Here is a 14,133-nt window from a genome sequence, read left to right on the forward strand (position 1 = left end):
TGTCGGGGCTCGGGGCTCACGCCTCGTCGAGGCAGTCCGCGTAGAAGGCGACCTGATAGGTGGGGGCCAACGCCGCGACGACCGTCGTGACGGCGACCGAGACCGCCACCAACACCCCGAGGACGCCCACTCCGAGTTCCGGCGTCGCCGGAGCCATCGGTTCGGCCGACTCGTACGCGCCCCCGGCGACCGCCACGGCGACGCCGGCGACGCCGGTGACGCCGCCCAGAACGACCAGGACCGCCGTGTAACCGAGCGTCGAGACGGGATTCTCGCGAACCAGATCGGCGCTTCGCTGGAACGCCGCTCCGACTTCGAGGTCCGAGACCACGATCGCCGGCGCGTAGAACTGCACCACGAACAGTATCAGCGACGACGCGAGGACGCCGACGAGCCCCACGAGCGCCGAGAGGGCGAGGCCGCTGACGCCAGCGTCGGTACTGGCGAGCAGGCCGACCACCAGCAGGACCGCGACGGATACCGCGACGCCCAGCGCCACCACCAGCACGCCGAGCAGCACCATCGCGCCGAGAATCGGGAGGTAGTTCGCCCGCCCGCCGGCCGTGAACGTCGCGAGCCCCGTGGGTCCGTCGAGTCCCTCGTGGGCCATGGCGAGCAGTCCGCCGACGAACAACGGCGCGACGACCAGCGCGGCACCCGACGCCGTCACCGAGGCCAGCGCGGCCACCGACGGCGGGAGTACGAGCGTGACGCCCGTGACCGCGACGTTCGCCAGCGCGGCGGCGAACGCCACGCCCAACAGTACCGCGTTCCGCCGGAGCGCCCCGACCGCCGTCGAGAACGCCGAGATGGCACCCATGACCGACGTATCAGATAGCCGGCGGTTAATCCTGTCGGTGGTGGGCGGTCACGCCTCGCGCGGTACCGCATAGCTCTTGGCCGTCGCCCCCGAGCGGTCGAGCATGAGCGACCGAACCGAGAACCGCGCCGTCGTGCTCGCCTCCGGCGGGATGGACAGCGCGACCGCCGCGTACGAAGCCGCCGCCGACGGGTACGAACCGCACCTGCTGCACACCTCCTACGGACAGGCCACCGAGGACAAGGAACGCGAGTGTGCGCGCCTGCTCGCCGACGAGATGGACGCCGAGTTCCGCCGGGTCGAGACGGGCCACCTCGCGCGCATCGGCGGGTCGAGCCTGACCGACGACGAGATGGCGGTCGAGGACGCGGACCTCGACGCCGAGGACGTGCCCTCGTCGTACGTCCCGTTCCGGAACGCCAACCTGCTCGCGATGGCGGTGTCGTACGCCGAGGCCAACGATTGTGAGGCCGTCTTCGTCGGCGCGCACAGCGAGGACTTCTCGGGGTATCCCGACTGCCGGCCCGCCTTCTTCGAGGCGTTCCAGCGCGTCGTCGACGTCGGGACGAAAGCCGACACCGAAATCGCGGTCCGCGCGCCGTTTGCGGAGTGGACCAAGGCCGACATCGCCGAGCGCGGGGCCGAACTCGGCGTCCCCTACGACCTGACGTGGAGCTGTTACCGCGCCGAATCCCCGGCGTGTGGCACCTGCGACGCCTGCGCGTATCGGTTGCAGGCGTTCCAGCGCAACGGCGTCCGGGACCCAATCGAGTACGAGGAGCGCCCCGAGTACGCGGACTGACCGCGCCGACGGGGCCGGGCCGAGCGAGGCCCCGACGCCGGTTTGGGTGCGCTTAAGTATCACGACCCGGAAGCGACGGGTATGGACGACCACGACGACGAACACGGCCACGACGTAGAGGGACTCGACCGCGTGACCTCGCCGATGCAGTCGTACTCGACCCGGGCGGTCGGCATCGGGCTGGCCGTCCTTGCGGTGGGGCTGGCCGTCGCGTTCGCCCTGCCCCTCGTGGCGGCGTGAGCGCTCGGCGACCGCTCTTCCGAGATCGGGAACTCCCACTCAGTCGAGTTCGCGCGCCAGCACGTCCCGCAACTCCGCGATTTCTCCCGCAGCGTAGGTCAGCGTCTCGTCGCCGACCGTCAGTTCCAGTTCGCCCGAGCCGTCGGCCGCGCCCACGTTCGCGACCGGGGCGACGCCCGCGAACCGCTCCCGTACTGCCGCGGGGTCGGTGGTCTCGACGACCGCGCGACCCGGCGTCTCGGCGAACAGGGCGTCGAGACCCTCGACCTCGGCCGAGAGGCCCGCGTCGGGAGTGACCATCTCGGCGAGCGCGACCGCGAGGCCGCCGTGGCTCACGTCGTGGACCGCCAGCGTCGCGTCGCGGTCGGCGACCTCCGCGAGCGCGTCGACGACCGCGCGGGGATTCATGGGGAGCGCGGGGAACCGGTCGCTCCCGCCGAACTGCGCGAGGTACTCCGACCCGCCGAGCGCGAGACGCTCGTCCCCCTCCTCGTCCGGCCCGCCCACGACGAGCAGGGTTCCCTCGCCCGCGAGCGCGGCGGGCGGGGCGTCGTACCCCTCTTTCGTGCCCGTCATCGCAAGCGTCGGCGTCGGGGGAATCGGCCCCGAGGGCGAGTCGTTGTACAGCGAGACGTTGCCACCGACCACTGGCGCGTCGAGTGCGGCGCACATGTCCGCGAGGCCGTCGACGATACCTTTGAAGCCGCCGTACACCTCGGGCTTCTCGGGATTGCCGCCGTTGAGACAGTCGACGGCGGCGAGCGGCGTCGCGCCCTTGGCGGCCAGATTGGTCGCGTTTTCGAGCGCCACCGCCCGCGCGCCGTCGTAGGGCGCGGCGTCCGTCCAGTTCGGGTCCGCGCCCGACGAGAGTGCGAGTCCGATTTCGGCGTCTCTGAGCGCCAGCACGGCCGCGTCGTCGCCCGGCCCGGTCGCGGTCCGGACCTGCACCTCGTGGTCGTACTGGCGGTAGACCCAGCGCTTGCTCGCGGTGTTGGGGCTGGCGACGACGGACTCGAACGCCTCGCGCGGGTCGACCGCCGGCAGGTCGCGGTCGGGCTGGCTCGGCTCCGTCGATTCGAGGTCGTTCGTCGGCGCGCCGTCGCCGAGGAACTCGGCGTCGGCGTCCACGACGGTCTCGCCCTCGAAGGTGCAGACGTAGTTGCCCGCCGTGACCTCGCCGATGACCGAGCAGCCGAGGTCGTACTTCTCGGCGATACGCTTCACGTCCTCGACGTTCTCCGGGCGGACCTCGTAGGCCATCCGCTCCTGGGACTCGGCGAGCAGGATTTCGAGCGCGTTCATGTTGGGCTCGCGCTGGTGGACCCGCTCCAGCTCGACGTGCGCGCCGAGGCCACCCTTGGCGACCATCTCGCTGGTCGCGCCGCCGAGTCCCGCCGCGCCGAGGTCGCGGGCGGCTTCCACGAGACCGGCGTCGAGCAGCGTCTCGTTGGCCTCGACGAGCAGCTTCTCGGTGTAGGGGTCGCCGACCTGCACCGCCGGCCGGTCCTCGGTCTCGGCGTCCTCCGAGAGGTCCTCGCTGGCGAAGCTCGCGCCGCCGAGGCCGTCCCGGCCCGTGGCGTTGCCCACGAGGACGAGCTTGTTGCCGGGTTCCTTGGCGTCGGCGGTCACCAGCCGGTCGTCGTCGAGCAGGCCCACGCAGGCCACGTTGACCAGCGGGTTGCCCTCGTAATCCTCGTGGAAGGCGGTGCTTCCGGCGACCGTCGGCACGCCGATGGAATTGCCGTAGTCGCTGATGCCCTCGACGACGCCCTCCAGCAGGTACCGGGAGTGCTCGCGGTCGAAGTCGCCGAAGTACAGCGAGTCCGCGAGCGCGATGGGGTACGCGCCCATCGAGAGGGTGTCCCGGACGATGCCGCCGACGCCGGTGGCCGCGCCGTCGTACGGGTCGACGAACGACGGGTGGTTGTGGCTCTCGACCCCCATCGTGATGTAGGTCGCGTCGCCCTGCGACGAATCGGGAGCGACCGCGACGACTGCGGCGTCGTCGCCCGGCCCCACGACGACCTGTTCGCCCTCCGAATCGAACGCCGAGAGGAGGGGTCGCGACGAGCGATACGCGCAGTGTTCGCTCCAGAGGTTCTCGAACAGCGCCGCCTCGGCCGGGGTCGGCTCGCGGCCGAGTTCGGCGACCACGAGTTCGCGGTCGGACTCGGAGAGGCTCATTCACTCCCCTGTACAGACAGCGCGGATTAATGCCTTTCTATGTGCAAGGACGTGTATTCAGTCGGGGGCTAGCCGTCTGCGTTCGACGCGACGGCTCCCTGTCGACTCGCCCGGTGGAGGAAGCCCCGTCTTGGCGCTCTGTTGATAGGATAGCCGGACAGCTGGTGGTTCTCGACGACGCGCACGCGCCTTATAAATCATATGTCGCTATACCAAATTTCCGCGTGCGTAGCCCGGCTAGTTCTCGTCGGGCGGCCGTGAGCGTCACTCCCCCTCGGTCAGCGGCGCGCGCCGATACGACCGGGTATCGAGCGCCCCGTCGAGTTCGATTTCCAGCCGTTCGTCGCCGATAGCGAGGCGGACCAACACGCCGTCGTCGAGTTCCTCGCTCTCGAAGTCCCACGAGGTCGAACCGTACTCCAGTTCGAGCGTCCTGTAGTCGATGCCGTGGTCGTGCAGAAACGCGACGGCGGGCGGTCGCGTCAGCGCGTAGAAGAACGCCGGAATTCGGAACGAGACGCCACACTCCCGACAGTACGTCCCGGCCATCACCAGCGTCGAAGTGTCCCCGGGCAGCGTCTCGACCCCGGCGTCCGACTCCGGGCGGCGCGCGGCGAGGTTCGGCCCGCCGAGATGGCCCGAACAGTGGGGACACACGTCCCAAGAGACGGATTCGAGATACCACAGCGCCCGTCGGTTGGCCCACGCGAACAGTTCGTCGAGGTCGCGGTCCCGGTAAGCGTTGAACGAGAGGGTCATGTCGAACAGGACGCCGTGATTCGGACACGACACGGTGATTATTCCGTCCTCGACCGTCGCTTCCAGTTGTTCTTCGTCGGCCGGGCAGGTCCAGTCGACCGGCCCCGATATCGGCTCGTGACTGCCCGAGAACGTCCGGGCGTACACCTCGTCGACGACGCGCGACCCGGCGGTGGTCAGCCAGTAGCGTCCCTCCTCGCCCCGAACGAACTGGTCGCGGAGTTCGTTGACGTGGTAGTTGAACCGCCCGCCGTCCTCGACGTCCACCGCCGACCGGAGGTCGCTGTAGCTCATCCCCCGGTGGTCCCAACTGGGCCGGCGCGTCTCCGCGAGCGCCAGCAATATTCGAATCCGCAGCGGGTTCGCCAGCGCGGCGAGATTGTCCGCAACTGCTTCCGGGTCGACGTCTTCGCCCATACGCCGCCATCACGAGCGTCTTACATTGGCCTGTCGTTCGATGGCCGGCGCCGAAGCGCGGCGTTTTCGTTCCACCCGTGGCCGACGGAGTAAATGTAGAGACATATACCAAAAGATGTTTCTCCAATCACTTATCCCCAAACCGTCGATACACTGTCACCGCAAGGGATGACCGAAAGAATGGAATCCGACGACAGCGCGCATACGGCGAACGAGCAGAGCGACACGAGCGAGTCGGTCCGAGCCAGACTCGGATTCGAGCATCCGGCCACGGTTTCGGTCGACGAACCGGTCGACCTCACGATTACGAACGTTCCGGTCGAGACGGTCGACGTCAGGGTCTCGCTGACCGACCGGAGCGACCGCGAGTGGAGTTCGGCCGCGACTTACGACGCTCCCGGCGACGCGCTCGACCTCACGTCGGCGTCGGCGATGGACGGTGAGATAACGGGCGGCGTGACCGGACTCGTTCAGCGAGCGACGCCGGCCGAGGGGTCGACCCGGTACGAACCCGACCGCGACGCGTGCGACGAGGTGACCGTCCGCGTCGAGCGCGACGGGAACGTGCTGGGTTCGACGACCATCGAACGCACGTTCGGGAGCCCGGAGGTCGCGTCCGAGGCGGTCGACGACGAGTCGTTCGTCGGCAGAATCTACGAGCCGTCGGGACCCGGACCGGCACCGGCAGTGGTCGTCCTCCACGGGTCGAGCGGTAGACCGGCGGACGGGATAGCGCAGTTACTAGCGTCACGCGGATTCGTGGCGCTCGCGGTGCAGTACTTCGACTGGCAGGGCCGACGCGACGGTCTCCCGGCGGAGGTCGCGGAGATACCGCTCGAATCCGTCGAGAGCGCGGTCGAGTGGGTGCGCGAACGGGACGGCGTTCGGGGCTCCGAGGTGGGTCTGTTCGGAACGTCGAAGGGCGGTGAACTCGCGCTCCTCGTCGGAAGCCGCCTCGATTCGGTCGGTCCCGTCGTCTCGGTCAACGGAAGCGGTGTGGTCTGGGCGGGTATCTCTCGCCGGGAGTTCCCGCCGGGTCCGTCGTGGACCGCAGACGGCGACCCGGTTCCGTACGTTCCGTACACCGACGACCACTCGGTGTGGGACGTCGAACCGCCGATGGAGATGGAGCCCGGATACTCGCAGTCGCTCGACGACGCCGACGGGGAGGCGATCGACGAGGCGACGATAGCCGTCGAGTCGATAGCCGGCCCGGTACTCCTCGTCTCGGGCGGAGCCGACAGCATGTGGAACTCCGTGCGACTCCACGAGGTCGCGGCCGACCGGCTCGACCGTCACGACTGCGAGTACGAGCATCTGGTGTATCCGGACGCGGGACACGCGATCACGCCGCCGTACGTGCCGACGGCCAACCGCGCCCGGACGCGGCAGTTCGTCATGGGCGGCTCGGCGGAGGGTTACGCCGAAGCGGACGGCGAACATTGGCCGCGCGTCGTCGAGACGTTCGGGACGCTCCGGGAGTGATGGCCGGGAGGACCGACCTCCCGGGTCAGTCCCGGTCCGACCGCGAGAACCGCTGGCGGACGCCGTCGTAGAGACCCTCGACGCGCCGCGCGAGTCGCCCGCGATTGGTGACCGCCTCGCCGACGGCCCAGACGAGGAGTATCGCGAGCGCTCCCGCGAGCAGGGTCGCGCTCCAGACCGGCAACCACGTCGGCGTGGCCCACGGGACGACGTGGTGCCAGCGCTCGGCCAGTCGGGTCGCCGGGTCGGCGATCGGCGTCCCGGCAGTGAATCGCTCGACCGCGGCGGGAACCGACGGGAGACCCGAGACGCCGGCCCCACTCCCGCCGCGAAGTTCGTACGCGCCGGTCGCGTTTTGGTCGGCGATAGTCGGGCCGCCGGGTTCGTCGCCGAGGCGGGTCCGCTCGGCGTCGTAGGTCGCCCACGGCACGGTGGTCTCCCAGACGACTTCGCCCGTCTGCGTGACCTCTATCACGCGGTGGTTCATCGAGTCCACGACGAGCGTGTTGCCGTTCGGGAGGCGGTCGGCGTCGCGAGGCCAGTTCAGCCCGCCCGAGAGCGTCCACGTGCGTTCCCACTCGCCGTCCGACGAACCGCCAGCGCGCTCGTACTCGACGATTCGGTCGTTCTCGGAGTCGGCGACGAGAATCGTCGGCGTGCCGTCCTCGCTTTCGAGGTACTGGGGGTTGTGTTGCTCGTAGAGGGTGTCGTGGTCGCCGTCCTCGCCGAGTCGCAGGTCGATTTCCTTCGTGGAGCGGTTCACCGCGATTACCTGGTCGAGGTTGCGAACCGACACGAGAAACTCGCCGTCGCGGATTCGGTCGACGTCGTTGACGTGCGTCCAGTCCTTGGCTCGGACGCCTGGCCCGGCGTCGTCGGGGTAGTGGTCCGCGAAGTGCCACTCCCAAGTCGTCTCCCCGCGAGTGCGGTTGTAGACGACCACGCGGTCCCGGCTGACGCGGTCCTCGTCGTATGCGATGCCCGCGACCAGCAGTTCGTCGCCGTTCATCAGGTCCACGTCGTGGACGTCCGGCAGGTCGAGCCGCTCTGTCCAGACGCGCTCGCCCCGCTCGGGGTCGAACTCGTAGACGACCGTCGCGCCCCGGACCGGGTTCACGACCAGCAAGTTGCCGTTCGGGAGCGGGTCGACGTCGTAGAACCAGCTCTGTTGGTCCTCGGGGCCGGCGTGGGTCCAGTCGACGCGCCCGTCCGCTCCGAGCGCGGCGAGTCGCGCGGGGCGACCCGGCAGCGACTCGCCGCTCGCGTGCCACCCCTGACTCGTGACGACCGTCGTGCCGTTCGCGGGCGACTCGACGGTGCCGGCTCCGAGTCGCGGCGGGTCGTACGAGAGGGTCAGCGCACCGCTCGACGCGACGAGCGCGAGGACGAGCGCGCCGAGCAGGCCCCGAGCCAGTCGGCGGCGGGCGAGTCGGGCGACCATGGCGAACAGACCATAAATAGTCGGTTAACGGTTTCGGGGGGCGCTGTCGAGACCGTATCGCTTTTGCCACCCCGTTGCGAACGGCTACCCGTGCTATCGGTCGAGCTTCACGCCCACTCGTCGCTCTCGTACGACGGCCGCGACCCAGTGGAGCTGTTGCTGGAGCAGGCGGCCGCCGTCGGCCTCGACGCGCTGGCGGTCACCGACCACGACGAGATCGACGCCAGCCTCGCGGCGGCCGAGCAGGCCGACGAGTACGGACTGGTCGGCATTCCCGGCATGGAGGTGAGTTCGGCCGCGGGCCACGTCCTCGCGCTGGGCGTCCGCGAGCGCGTGCCGGCCGGACTCCCCTTCCACGAGACGCTCGACCGCATCCGCGAACAGGGCGGCGTGGCGGTGGTTCCCCACCCGTTCCAGAAGTCCAGAAGCGGCGTGATGGCGAAGATAGGCGAGTCCGACCTCGCGGCCGCCGACGCCATCGAGGTGTACAACTCCCGGCTGCTGACCGGCCGGGGCAACCGGAAGGCCAGACGGTTCGCCGAGCGCCACGACCTGCCCCGGACCGCCGGCAGCGACGCCCACATCAGCGAGATGGTCGGGCAGGCGGTCACCTGCATCGACGCCGACGAGCCGACGGTCGACGCCGTCCTCGCCGCCATCGTCGACGGTCGTACCAGCGTCGAGGGCAAGCGCACCCCGTGGCGCATCAGCTTCCAGCAGGCGGCCGGCGGGGCCAAGCGCCGCGTGAAGAACCGCATCGCCGACCTGCTGGAATGACCGACCCCGAGCGGTCCGACGACGGTGCGACCGAGTGCGCGACGATTCGAGGCGTCCCGGCCGACCTCGCCGCGCGGGCCGTCGCGGACGCCGACCCGTTTCCGGGCGCGGAAACCGACGACGTTTCTGACGCACGACCCGACGACGCGCCGGCGGTTCGGGGCTTCGCCGGCCGGCTTCCCGACGGCCGACTCGTGCGGGACCCGCTGGGCCGCCAGCCGGTCTTCGCGGACGCCGCGCGGCCGGGCGCGTGGTCGTTCTCGCCCGGCGACCTCGACGAACCGGAATCGCTCGCCGCCGGCCACGTCCGGGACCTCGACGAGGGAGCGTCCGAGCGGGCCGTTTCGCTCCCCGACCCGGAACCGACCGGCGACGACCGCGCCGCGGTGCGAGCAGTCCGGGACGCCGTCGGCGCGAGCCTCGATTCGGTCGCCGACGACGGGCTCGCGGTCGCGTTCTCCGGGGGCGTCGACTCGGCGCTGGTGGCGAGCGCGCTCGACGCGCCCCTCTACGTCGTCGGCTTCCCCGGCAGTCACGACGTGGAAGCGGCCCGGACTGCGGCCCGACTGCTCGACCGCGAGGCCGACCTCCGGGTCGTGGAACTCGACCCCGCCGACGTCGAGCGCGCGGTGCCAGCGGTCGCGGGCGCGACGGGCCGGACGAACGCGATGGACGTCCAGATAGCGATACCGCTCTTTCTCGCGGCCGAGCGCGCGGCCGAGGACGGGTACGACCGGCTCGCGGTCGGTCAGGGCGCGGACGAACTGTTCGGCGGCTACGCCAAGGTGGCCCGAGCGCCCGACGACCCCCGCGTCGAGGCCGACACGGTTCGCGGGGCCGCCCGCGAGCTGGTCCGAACGCTGCCCGACCAACTGGAGCGGGACGTGCTGGCGCTGCGCGAGGCCGGGGGCGAACCGGTCGCGCCGCTGCTCGACGACCGGGTGGTCGACGCCGCGCTCCGACTGCCGGGCGAGTTGCTGGTCGACGCGCGGGGCGAGCGCAAGAAGGCGCTCCGGCTCGCGGCCCGCGAGTTCGTGCCCGACGCGGTGGCGTTCCGCGAGAAGAAGGCGGTCCAGTACGGGAGTCTGGTCGCGCGCGAGCTCGACCGGCTGGCCCGGCAGGCCGGCTTCAAGCGTCGGATGGACGACCACGTATCGCAGTACGTCGGGTCGCGGCTGGCGTGAGGAGACCCTACCCCGACGCAGGTGCGTCGTCCAGTCACTACGAGTCGTCGCCGACGTTCGGACACCGTTCCTCCCTGTCGGCGGCGCGGTCGCACCCGGCCCGGACATAGAACGCCAGTTCGCCGGAGTCGAGGTCGTCGTAGACGGCCCGAGCGGTCGCGCAGTCGGGCGTGCCGTCGAGGGCGGCGTCGACCGACCGCTCGACCCACTGCCCGCCGTCGATTCGGCCCATGAGGTGGTAGGAGCCGTCGCCCTCGTCCCAGGTGCATTCGATTCCCTCACCGGGGGCGACGGTCTCGGTTCCCCCGCGGATTCGGCGCGTCGAGTCGTGGACGAGGTCGCCGTCGCGCCGGACCTGAATACGGAACCGATGGGGGTCCGAGTCGTAGTTGGTGACGCCGAGCCAGCCGAGCCGGACCGAGTGGAGTGCGTCCCGGACAGTCCCCAGACAGCCGCCGCTCAGCGCGGCCATCGAGGCTCCGGCGGACGCGAGGAACGCGCGGCGTCGCACGACCGGGCCTTCGGACGCCCCGTAAAACGGTCTTCCGGTCTCGCTCACCGCGAGGCGACCGCGTCGATGGCCTCGGTACTCAGTGACACGACCACCGACTCCAGTTCGTCGCTGGCCCGCAGGTCTGCCGGAGCGAACCACTCCCACGCGTCGGAATCGGCCTCGTCGTCGCCCGCCGGCGAAATATCGCGGCTCTCGACCGCGCCGAAGTAGACGAAGTCGACGTGCTGGTGGCCCACCTCGCCGTCCGGGTGGACGTTCACGTCGAACAGCATCACGTGCTCGGCGGGCGGGAGTTCCCGGCCCGCCTCGGCGACGACCGTGGTCTCGGGTTCGAGCAGGTCCACCGCGAGACCGGTCTCCTCGCGGACCTCCCGGCGGGCCGCTTCCCGGGGGAGTTCGTCGCGGTCGACGTGCCCGCCGGGCGCGACCCACTTGCCGAGGCGGTCGTGGTGGTGCAGCGCGACCGCGCCCTCGTGGACGGCGTAGACGGTGGCGGTGAAGTGACGGGTAGTCTCCATGCGCGTCCGGAGACGGCCCCGTCTCTTGGGCGTTACGAGAGCACACGTCCGCCAGCAAAAGACGGTCAGGGTGCGATAGCGTCCTCCTCGGCTTCGAGGAGTTCGTGGTAGCGGTTGCGGATGGTGACCTCGCTGATGTCCGAGACGTCGCTGACCTCGCTCTGGGTCACCTTCTCGTTGCTGAGCAGGGCGGCGGCGTAGACGGCGGCGGCCGCCAGCCCCACGGGCGACTTGCCGCTGTGGATGCCCTTCTCGGTCGCGGTGTCGAGCAGGTCGCGGGCGCGGCGCTCGACCTCCTCGCTCACGCCGAGGTCCGAGACGAATCGAGGGACGTAGCTCTTGGGGTCGGCGGGCCGGATTTCGAGGTTGAGCTCGCGGACCACGTAGCGGTAGGTCCGGGCGATCTCGTCCTTCTCCACCCGGGAGACGTTGGTGAGTTCGTCGAGACTCCGGGGCGTGCCGGCCTGTCGGGCGGCGGCGTACAGCGCGCTGGTGGCGACGCCCTCGATGGAGCGTCCGGGGAGGAGGTCCTCGTCGAGGGCGCGGCGGTAGATGACGCTGGCGGTCTCCCGAACGTTGTCGGGGAGGCCGAGCGCGGAGGCCATGCGGTCGATTTCACCGAGCGCCTGCTTGAGGTTGCGCTCCTTGGAGTCGCGGGTGCGGAACCGCTCGTTCCACTTGCGCAGGCGCTGCATCTTCTCGCGCTGGCGGCTTCCGAGGGAGTTGCCGTACGCGTCCTTGTCCTGCCAGCCGATGTTGGTCGACAGCCCCTTGTCGTGCATCGTGTTCGTGGTCGGCGCGCCCACGCGGGACTTCTGGTCTTTCTCCGTGGCGTCGAACGCCCGCCACTCCGGGCCGGGGTCGATCTGGTCCTCGTCGACGACGAGGCCACACTCCGCACAGACGGTCTCGCCCCGCTCGTCGTCGGTGACGAGGTTCCCACCGCACTCCGGACAGCGCTCGCGCTCGTCGGCGCGCTCGCGTTCCTCGGGTCGGTCGTGCTCGCGCTCCGTTTCCTCGGTGGCTCGGTCGTCGGTCCTGTTTCGGGTGCGTGTGTCGGTCATGGTGGGCGTTCGTCGGGTTAGAGAGACGGTTCACCGCAGGGTCGGAACCGGGGTCAGAAGACGTTGCGTTCTAGCGGCCGAGTCAACTTAAAGACTGTGGCGACGTCGGCCGGGCGGCTCCCGTCGTTCGGCGCGGTCGGCGTCTCTCGCCGCCGATACACTCCGAATCGTGACATCCGGTACGGGCCGCGATTCGCCAATCTTTAATACGAGCGTTCGAGGGGTCGGTAATCGAAACCCTTACCGCCGGTCCACGGGTTATGGCGCGTATGAGCGACACGTCACCCGGACCCGACGAGGTCCGCCGCGTCGCCGACCTCGCGCGGGTCGGGCTCGACGACGACGAGGTCGAGCGGTTCACCGACCAGTTCGCGGACATCCTCGACTACTTCGAGACCCTAGACGAGGTGCCGGCGGTCGACCGCGAGGCCGACCTCGCGAACGTGATGCGGGCCGACGAGGTCCGCGAGTCGCTGGACCAGTCGGAGGCGCTGGCCAACGCGCCCGAGACCGAGGACGGTTACTTCAAGGGACCGAACGTCTCGTAACTTCAGACCGACCACTACCAATCTATGAGCGCAGACTACAACATCTTCGTGACCGAGGAGACCGTCGAGGGTGCCGACGACGGCCCGCTCGCGGGCCGCACCGTCGCGGTCAAGGACAACATCAGCACCGAGGGCGTGCGGACGACCTGCGGCTCCGAGATGCTCGACGACTACGTCCCGCCCTACGACGCCACGGTGGTCGAGCGACTCAAAGACGCCGGGGCGACCATCGTCGGCAAGGCCAACATGGACGAGTTCGGGATGGGGTCGACCACCGAGACCTCGGCGTTCGGCCCGGTCGAGAACCCCGCCGCGCCGGGTCGCGTTCCCGGCGGGTCGTCAGGCGGGTCGGCGGCCGCGGTCGCCGCCGGCGAGGCCGACCTCGCGCTCGGGAGCGACACCGGCGGGTCGGTCCGCAACCCCGCGGCGTTCTGCGGCGTCGTCGGCATCAAGCCGACCTACGGGCTGGTCTCGCGGTACGGACTCGTCGCGTACGCCAACAGCCTCGAACAGATCGGCCCGCTCGCACCCACCGTCGCGGAGGCCGCCGAACTGCTGGACGTCATCAGCGGCCCGGACGAGCGCGACGCGACCACGAGAGACGAGGCCGCCGACAGCGACTACGCCAGCGCCGCGACCGGCGAGGTGGACGGCCTCACCGTGGGCGTCCCGACCGAACTCGTCGAGGGCGCACACGAGGGCGTCCGCGAGCGCTTCGAGGCGACGCTGGACGACCTGCGCGCGCAGGGCGCGACCGTCGAGGAAGTCTCGCTGCCCTCGGTCGAACACGCCGTGGAGGCCTACTACGTGATTGCGATGTCCGAAGCCTCCTCGAACCTCGCGCGCTTCGACGGCGTGCGCTACGGCCAGTCGGGCGGCTTCGAGGGCAACTGGAACGAGGCGTTCAGCGAGTCCCGCGAGGCGTTCGGCGAGGAGGTCAAGCGCCGCATCCTGCTTGGCACCTACGCGCTCTCGGCGGGCTACCACGACAAGTACTACAAGCAGGCCCAGGACGCCCGGGCGTGGGTCAAGCAGGACTTCGACGAGGCGTTCGCGTCGGTCGACGTGCTGGCGAGTCCCACGATGCCCACCCCGCCGTTCGAGGTCGGCGAGAGCCTCGACGACCCGCTCCAGATGTACCTCGCGGACGCCAACACCGTGCCGGTGAACCTCGCGGACCTGCCCGCGATCTCGGTGCCTGCGGGCGAGGTCGAGGGCGGGCTTCCGGTGGGCATCCAGTTCGTCGGTCCCGCCTTCGGGGAAGCCGAGATTATTCGGGTCGGGAGCGCGGTGGAGAACTGAGTCGTTGCTTTCCCCTCGTTTCGACCACTGACAGCGGCCACCGCAACAAGTAAAACCCCGTCAGTCCAGGGAAGCCGG

Annotated in this window: 14 protein-coding genes; 7 read left to right on the top strand and 7 right to left on the bottom strand. The window is 70.1% G+C overall.

What is annotated here, in order from left to right:
• Window positions 1-16: 16 nt before the first annotated feature.
• Window positions 17-820, bottom strand: coding sequence for a DUF7847 domain-containing protein (locus EPL03_RS17070; protein WP_135830549.1), 804 nt, complete (start codon window positions 818-820; stop codon window positions 17-19).
• A gap of 103 nt (window positions 821-923) precedes the next feature.
• Between EPL03_RS17070 and queC the strand changes: the two genes are divergently transcribed.
• Entirely contained in the window at window positions 924-1,622 is a 699-nt protein-coding gene (queC, locus tag EPL03_RS17075) for a 7-cyano-7-deazaguanine synthase QueC (protein ID WP_135830550.1), read from the top strand.
• 81 nt (window positions 1,623-1,703) lie between these two features.
• Window positions 1,704-1,862 (top strand): DUF7550 family protein, encoded by a 159-nt coding sequence (locus EPL03_RS20205; protein ID WP_168216299.1) that lies wholly within the window; start codon window positions 1,704-1,706, stop codon window positions 1,860-1,862.
• Window positions 1,863-1,901: 39 nt separating this feature from the next.
• Here EPL03_RS20205 and purL read toward each other — a convergent pair whose 3' ends face one another.
• Both purL and EPL03_RS17085 read right to left on the bottom strand, forming a co-directional pair.
• Window positions 1,902-4,046, bottom strand: coding sequence for a phosphoribosylformylglycinamidine synthase subunit PurL (gene purL / locus EPL03_RS17080; RefSeq protein ID WP_135830551.1), 2,145 nt, complete (start codon window positions 4,044-4,046; stop codon window positions 1,902-1,904).
• Between the two features lie 264 nt (window positions 4,047-4,310).
• Window positions 4,311-5,222: an ArsR/SmtB family transcription factor gene (locus tag EPL03_RS17085; protein WP_135830552.1), complete on the bottom strand. Its 912-nt coding sequence runs from the start codon at window positions 5,220-5,222 to the stop codon at window positions 4,311-4,313.
• Between the two features lie 180 nt (window positions 5,223-5,402).
• Here EPL03_RS17085 and EPL03_RS17090 point away from each other — a divergent pair, with 180 nt between their 5' ends.
• Window positions 5,403-6,707, top strand: coding sequence for an acyl-CoA thioester hydrolase/BAAT C-terminal domain-containing protein (locus tag EPL03_RS17090; RefSeq protein WP_168216300.1), 1,305 nt, complete (start codon window positions 5,403-5,405; stop codon window positions 6,705-6,707).
• Window positions 6,708-6,732: 25 nt separating this feature from the next.
• On the opposite strand, the gene EPL03_RS17095 is transcribed toward EPL03_RS17090, so the two are convergent.
• Complete coding sequence (locus EPL03_RS17095) at window positions 6,733-8,148, bottom strand: aryl-sulfate sulfotransferase (RefSeq protein WP_135830554.1); 1,416 nt, start codon at window positions 8,146-8,148, stop codon at window positions 6,733-6,735.
• 90 nt (window positions 8,149-8,238) lie between these two features.
• Here EPL03_RS17095 and EPL03_RS17100 point away from each other — a divergent pair, with 90 nt between their 5' ends.
• Window positions 8,239-8,925 carry a PHP domain-containing protein gene (locus tag EPL03_RS17100; protein WP_135830555.1) on the top strand — a complete coding sequence of 229 codons (687 nt, stop codon included), beginning with the start codon at window positions 8,239-8,241 and terminating at the stop codon, window positions 8,923-8,925.
• 44 nt (window positions 8,926-8,969) lie between these two features.
• Window positions 8,970-10,109: an asparagine synthase C-terminal domain-containing protein gene (locus tag EPL03_RS17105; RefSeq protein WP_368277093.1), complete on the top strand. Its 1,140-nt coding sequence runs from the start codon at window positions 8,970-8,972 to the stop codon at window positions 10,107-10,109.
• Window positions 10,110-10,146: 37 nt separating this feature from the next.
• Here the strand turns inward: EPL03_RS17105 and EPL03_RS17110 are convergent, their stop codons facing one another.
• From EPL03_RS17110 to EPL03_RS17120, 3 genes are all read right to left on the bottom strand, one after another.
• A complete protein-coding gene (locus EPL03_RS17110) occupies window positions 10,147-10,620 on the bottom strand; it encodes a hypothetical protein (protein WP_135830557.1) in 474 nt (157 codons plus the stop codon).
• Between the two features lie 44 nt (window positions 10,621-10,664).
• Window positions 10,665-11,141 carry an NUDIX hydrolase gene (locus tag EPL03_RS17115; RefSeq protein WP_135830558.1) on the bottom strand — a complete coding sequence of 159 codons (477 nt, stop codon included), beginning with the start codon at window positions 11,139-11,141 and terminating at the stop codon, window positions 10,665-10,667.
• Between the two features lie 65 nt (window positions 11,142-11,206).
• Window positions 11,207-12,205, bottom strand: coding sequence for a transcription initiation factor IIB (locus EPL03_RS17120; protein ID WP_135830559.1), 999 nt, complete (start codon window positions 12,203-12,205; stop codon window positions 11,207-11,209).
• Between the two features lie 269 nt (window positions 12,206-12,474).
• Between EPL03_RS17120 and gatC the strand changes: the two genes are divergently transcribed.
• A complete protein-coding gene (gatC, locus tag EPL03_RS17125) occupies window positions 12,475-12,753 on the top strand; it encodes an Asp-tRNA(Asn)/Glu-tRNA(Gln) amidotransferase subunit GatC (protein ID WP_135830560.1) in 279 nt (92 codons plus the stop codon).
• Between the two features lie 24 nt (window positions 12,754-12,777).
• A complete protein-coding gene (gatA, locus tag EPL03_RS17130; RefSeq protein ID WP_135830561.1) occupies window positions 12,778-14,055 on the top strand; it encodes an Asp-tRNA(Asn)/Glu-tRNA(Gln) amidotransferase subunit GatA in 1,278 nt (425 codons plus the stop codon).
• Window positions 14,056-14,133: the final 78 nt, after the last annotated feature.

This window comes from Halorussus halobius (assembly GCF_004765805.1).
In the GTDB taxonomy this organism is placed as follows: domain Archaea; phylum Halobacteriota; class Halobacteria; order Halobacteriales; family Haladaptataceae; genus Halorussus; species Halorussus halobius.